The organism is Clostridium sp. UBA5119 (genome assembly GCF_002414285.1).
Lineage (GTDB): Bacteria > Bacillota > Clostridia > Clostridiales > Clostridiaceae > Clostridium_J > Clostridium_J sulfidigenes.
On sequence record NZ_DHYX01000103.1, the window covers coordinates 53,105 to 57,913 of the forward strand.

The 4,809-nt window shown below is 31.2% G+C and carries 6 protein-coding genes and 1 pseudogene; all 7 read left to right on the forward strand.

Annotation, left to right across the window (positions count from 1 at the left end; translation table 11 throughout):
* Nucleotides 1–560: pseudogene (locus B2671_RS16065) on the forward strand (hypothetical protein); the annotation flags it as partial.
* Between the two features lie 19 nt (nt 561–579).
* On the forward strand, nt 580–1,080 hold the full coding sequence (gene ybeY / locus B2671_RS16070; protein WP_346871308.1) for an rRNA maturation RNase YbeY: 501 nt from the start codon (nt 580–582) through the stop codon (nt 1,078–1,080).
* Nucleotides 1,081–1,125: 45 nt separating this feature from the next.
* Entirely contained in the window at nt 1,126–1,824 is a 699-nt protein-coding gene (locus B2671_RS16075; RefSeq protein ID WP_035128900.1) for a diacylglycerol kinase, read from the forward strand.
* A 259-nt stretch (nt 1,825–2,083) separates the two neighbouring features.
* Nucleotides 2,084–2,482: a cytidine deaminase gene (locus B2671_RS16080; RefSeq protein ID WP_346871309.1), complete on the forward strand. Its 399-nt coding sequence runs from the start codon at nt 2,084–2,086 to the stop codon at nt 2,480–2,482.
* Nucleotides 2,483–2,492: 10 nt separating this feature from the next.
* Nucleotides 2,493–3,374: a GTPase Era gene (era, locus tag B2671_RS16085; RefSeq protein ID WP_035128906.1), complete on the forward strand. Its 882-nt coding sequence runs from the start codon at nt 2,493–2,495 to the stop codon at nt 3,372–3,374.
* An 18-nt stretch (nt 3,375–3,392) separates the two neighbouring features.
* The gene (gene recO / locus B2671_RS16090) at nt 3,393–4,124 is read left to right on the forward strand and encodes a DNA repair protein RecO (RefSeq protein WP_346871310.1); all 732 of its coding nucleotides are present in this window, start codon (nt 3,393–3,395) and stop codon (nt 4,122–4,124) included.
* A gap of 55 nt (nt 4,125–4,179) precedes the next feature.
* Nucleotides 4,180–4,722: a DUF4342 domain-containing protein gene (locus tag B2671_RS16095; protein WP_346871311.1), complete on the forward strand. Its 543-nt coding sequence runs from the start codon at nt 4,180–4,182 to the stop codon at nt 4,720–4,722.
* The last annotated feature ends 87 nt before the right edge of the window (nt 4,723–4,809 follow it).

The window sequence follows — 4,809 nt, forward strand, 5'->3', positions numbered from 1 at the left end:
TGGAAGATGGGGTTAAATTAGCAGAAAAATATAACTTACCTGAAGGCATCACTGATGTTGTGAGAGAGCATCATGGAGATTCCCTCGCTAAGTATTTTTATATAACTATGAGAAACAAAAGTGAGAATCCCGATGAGGTAAATGAGGCAGATTATAGATATGGCGGACCACCACCAAGATCAAAGGAATCTACTATTATAATGTTAGCAGATGGGGTTGAAGCCTCTGTAAGGTCCATTAATAAGCCTAATAAAAAGAAGATAGAAGAAATGGTAAATAATATAATTAAGAGTAGAATTGATGAAAATCAGTTTGTCAACTCTGACTTAACCTTTAAAGATTTAGAGAAAATAAGAGAGAGTTTTCTAAAGGTTCTATCTGGAATTTACCATGAAAGAATAGAATATCCTAAAGACAAGATTAATTTAACAAAAGAAAACAATGAAAAAAACCTTGAAGAAGATAAAGAAGTGGTATCAACTAAGGAAGAACAGTTTAAGTTAAAAGAGCCAGAAGTAGTTATACAAACTAAAGAAGTTGAAAAAGAAAAGCAGATATAGGATAAATAGGAGATAGAATATGATTTATATAGACAATAGGCAAAGTCTTATTTCCGTTGAAAAAGACTTAGAAGAAAACATTAAAGAAATTATAGATTATGCTTTAAAAGAGGAAAAGGTGCTGATTCCCTATGAAGTAAGTCTAATTTTTGTGGATAATGAAACCATAAGAGAAATAAATTCAGATACAAGAGGGATAGATAGGGCTACAGATATACTATCTTTTCCCATGCTAGACTATGATGAAAAAAAAGTATTCAAGGAGTGTTATTTAGATCATGAATTTTCAATTATTGATTTAAATGAAGGGAATTTAGTCCTTGGAGATATTGTATTATCCTTAGAGAGAGCAAAGGAGCAGAGTGAAGAGTTTGGACACTCCTTTATAAGAGAAGTGTGCTACCTAGTAACTCACTCCATTCTTCACTTGCTTGGATATGATCACATGGAAGATGATGATAAGGTAATAATGAGAGCTAGAGAAGAAGAAATTCTAAGTGAGTTTAACATTGAAAGATAATAGAGTATATAGGTTATATCAGCTTTAATTAAGGTGGGGTTATTTATGAAGGTGAAGAAGCTAGTGGATAGTTTTAACTATGCTATAGAGGGAATAATTTATTCAATACGAACTCAAAGAAATATGAGAATACATATGATAATAGCTATGTTAATACTAACAGCTTGTTTTTTCTTTGACATGACAAAGATGGAACTTTTGGTAATTGCCATTACAATAACAATGGTTGTGGTTGCAGAGATGATAAATACAGCAGTGGAATGTGCCATAGATGCTACTACCAACTTTTATCATCCTCTGGCAAAGATTGCGAAAAATGTAGCTGCAGGAGCAGTATTAGTCACTGCAATAAATGCAGTTTTAGTAGCCTATATAATTTTTGGTGATAAAGTTCTACCTTTTTCTATAATTATTCTTTTAAAAATTAAAAATTCTGACCCTCACATGATATTTTTAATGTTAGTAATAGTTAGTATTGCCACTGTAGTAGTAAAGGCTGTATATGATGAAGGTACACCTTTAAGAGGTGGAATGCCAAGCGGTCATAGTTCCATAGCCTTTGCTGTGGCAACTACCATTACACTATTAACCACAGAGCCACTAATAATGATATTGGCATTTTTATTAGCCTTCATAGTAGCCCAAAGCAGAGTAGATTCTAATGTACACTCCATTCTTGAAGTAGTCCTTGGAGGAGCCTTTGGATCCTTACTAACTCTACTGTTATATCAGCTTATTGGATAATTACAGTATTAATGTTGACCATGTACTTATATTATTGATCCTCATACCTTTCGTATCGTTAATTTACTAAAATGAGCTTTTAGGTAAAGTAGATATTTTAAATACTATTAAATAAACAAGCTAAATAAAATATAAGCAATAAAAATTATGTGATAAAATTCGTATTCTATGGTAAACTAATATAACTAAGAAGGTAAATTAACGAAAGAAATGTGTGATTATTTTAAACTNNTGAGTAATTAGGTTGGAGGAAGATAAAATGGAGATAAAAGAATTGGTAAAACTTGCTATAGAGGCTAGAGAAAAAGCTTATGTGCCATATTCTAAGTTTAAAGTTGGAGCAGCAATTGAAATGGAAGATGGCAGTGTATTTACAGGCTGTAACATAGAAAATGCTTCTTATGGTGCTACTAACTGTGCTGAAAGAACAGCTATATTTAAAGCTGTATCTGAAGGGCATTCTATAATGAAAAAAATTGCCATAGTAGGAGATATGTCAACATATACAGCTCCATGTGGAATATGTAGACAGGTTATTGCTGAGTTTGCTGCTAAAGATATAGAAATAGTATTAATTAAAAATCAAGATGAGTATATAGTAAAAACCTTAGAAGAAATACTACCAGGAGCTTTTACTAAAGAGGACTTACTTAAATAAGGAGAGATATATGTTTAAATCAGGATTTATAACTATAATAGGAAGACCAAATGTGGGTAAATCAACCCTTTTAAATTATTTAATGGGAGAGAAATTATCTATAGTATCAAGTAGACCACAAACTACAAGAAACAATATACAAACAATACTTACAAGAGATAACTTTCAAATAGTATTTGTAGACACACCAGGTATGCATAAACCTAAACATAAGTTAGGTGAGTACATGGTTAAGATAGCTAAAGATTCCATGCAGGATGTGGATGTGGTGCTATTTTTAACAACACCAGAAGGGGAGATAAACAAGGCAGACCTTCATATTTTAGAACAACTAAAGCAGTGCAATACTAAAGTATTTTTAGTGGTAAATAAAATAGATGAAAACCCTGCTGATAGAGTAGCTAAAACTCTAGAAGAATACACTAAAGTTTTAGATTTTAAAGAAATAATACCTATTTCAGCTATTAACGGAAAGAACACCGAAAAATTATTAGAATTAGTAGTTGATCAGTTACCAGAGGGACCTATGTATTACCCAGAAGACATGATAACAGATCAGCAAGAAAGATTTATAGTAATGGAGACCATAAGAGAAAAAGCCCTAAGACTTTTATCTCAAGAAGTACCTCATGGTATTGCTGTAGAAATTTTAACCATGAAGAAGAATGAAAATGGAAGTTATCTTATTGAGGCAAATATGCTATGTGAGAAGAACTCACACAAGGGTATAATAATTGGTAAGAATGGAGCTATGATGAAGAAGATATCTACCTATGCAAGACAAGATATTGAAAAGTTCCTAGGGTGTAAAGTAAACCTAAAGATTTGGGTTAAGGTTAAATCAGAGTGGAGAGATAGTGCATTTGTATTAAAGGAACTTGGTTATAAGTAGAATTGCAGGTGTTATTCATTGAATACTATCAAGACTAGAGGGATAGTTTTAAAAACCCAAGAATACAAAGAAAATGATAAATTGCTATGGATATTTACAGAGGAATTTGGAAAGGTAACTGTAATTGCAAAGGGAGCTAGAAAAAGTAAAAATAAAAATTTTTCAAATACCCTACCTTTCTCCTTTGGTGAGTATGTACTATATAAAGGAAGAACTTTATACACCTTAAATGAAGGGAGAATTATAGATTCCTTTCAGGATATATTAAATGACTATGACACCTTAATATATGGTTCTTATTTTAATGAACTCATAGATATTGCCATAGAAGAAGGTGAGAGTCATCCCATATTTATAGATTTAGTGAAATGTTTTTATCTTATGAGAAATAAGGCTATAGACTTAGACCTTTTAGCAAGAGCCTTTGAAGTTAAGGTTTTAAAGGCTACAGGCTATGGTATATCTTTAGAAAACTGTGCCCTATGTGGAAATAAGATAAATACCACAGACTATATTTCTTTTCAGTTCTATGGTGGAATTTGTAACCAATGTGAAAAACAATATGGTACGAAAGTATCTGCCGCCACATATAATGGATTAAAGTTTCTAAGTAAAGTAGAGCTGGAGAAGGTAGGAAGACTTAATTTAGATATGAATACAAAGGAACAAATAGGAAAAATCCTAGAAACATTTATAAGTCTAAATTATAGAAAAAAACCTAATAGCCTATCCTTACTTAAAAAGTTTTAGTATATAAGTGGTATAATATACTTAAGTATTAAATATCGCTAGGGAGGAAATATTTATGGATGAAGCTACATTAAAAAAGATAAATATATTAAAAGAAAGAGCTAATCTATCTGAAGAAGAAGCTGAAGACTTATTAGAAAGATTCAATGGGGACTTAATAGAAGCGCTAATTCACTGTGAAAGAGAAAAACAAAAGGATAATAGAAATTTCAATGAGAAAATTTCTCAAAGTGAATTTGTAACCTATATAAAAGAGCTGATAAATGCTGGTAATGTTTCTAGAATTATCATCAGAAAGGATGATTCTATCCTAGTGAATATTCCTGTAAATGCAGGAATTATGGTGGGTATAGCATTATTATTGCAACCAGTTTTAATAGTTTTAGGAGCTGCTACTGCAGTATTTATTGATTTAGAAATAGATATAATTAAAGAAGATGGAACTGTAGAAGTAGTTAATAAAATTGTAAAGAGTACCATGGAAACAACTGCAAAGAAAGCTACAGAAGTAACCCATGAACTAAAAGAAATCTTCTCTGAAACTTCAGGAAAGATTAAAGAAAAAATTTCTGAAGCTAAGAATAATATGAAAAGATAACATAAATAAAAGATGGGTACAGACTCAATGTCATTAAGTTAAGAAATAAATAAAAGATGGGTACAGACTCAATGTCATTAAGTTAAG

Excerpts from the sequence above, each read along its gene's own strand:
- ybeY (WP_346871308.1), top strand. The coding sequence starts at position 580 with ATGATTTATATAGACAATAGGCAAAGTCTTATTTCCGTTGAAAAAGAC.
- B2671_RS16075 (WP_035128900.1), top strand. The coding sequence starts at position 1,126 with ATGAAGGTGAAGAAGCTAGTGGATAGTTTTAACTATGCTATAGAGGGA.
- B2671_RS16080 (WP_346871309.1), top strand. The coding sequence starts at position 2,084 with ATGGAGATAAAAGAATTGGTAAAACTTGCTATAGAGGCTAGAGAAAAA.
- era (WP_035128906.1), top strand. The coding sequence starts at position 2,493 with ATGTTTAAATCAGGATTTATAACTATAATAGGAAGACCAAATGTGGGT.
- B2671_RS16095 (WP_346871311.1), top strand. The coding sequence starts at position 4,180 with ATGGATGAAGCTACATTAAAAAAGATAAATATATTAAAAGAAAGAGCT.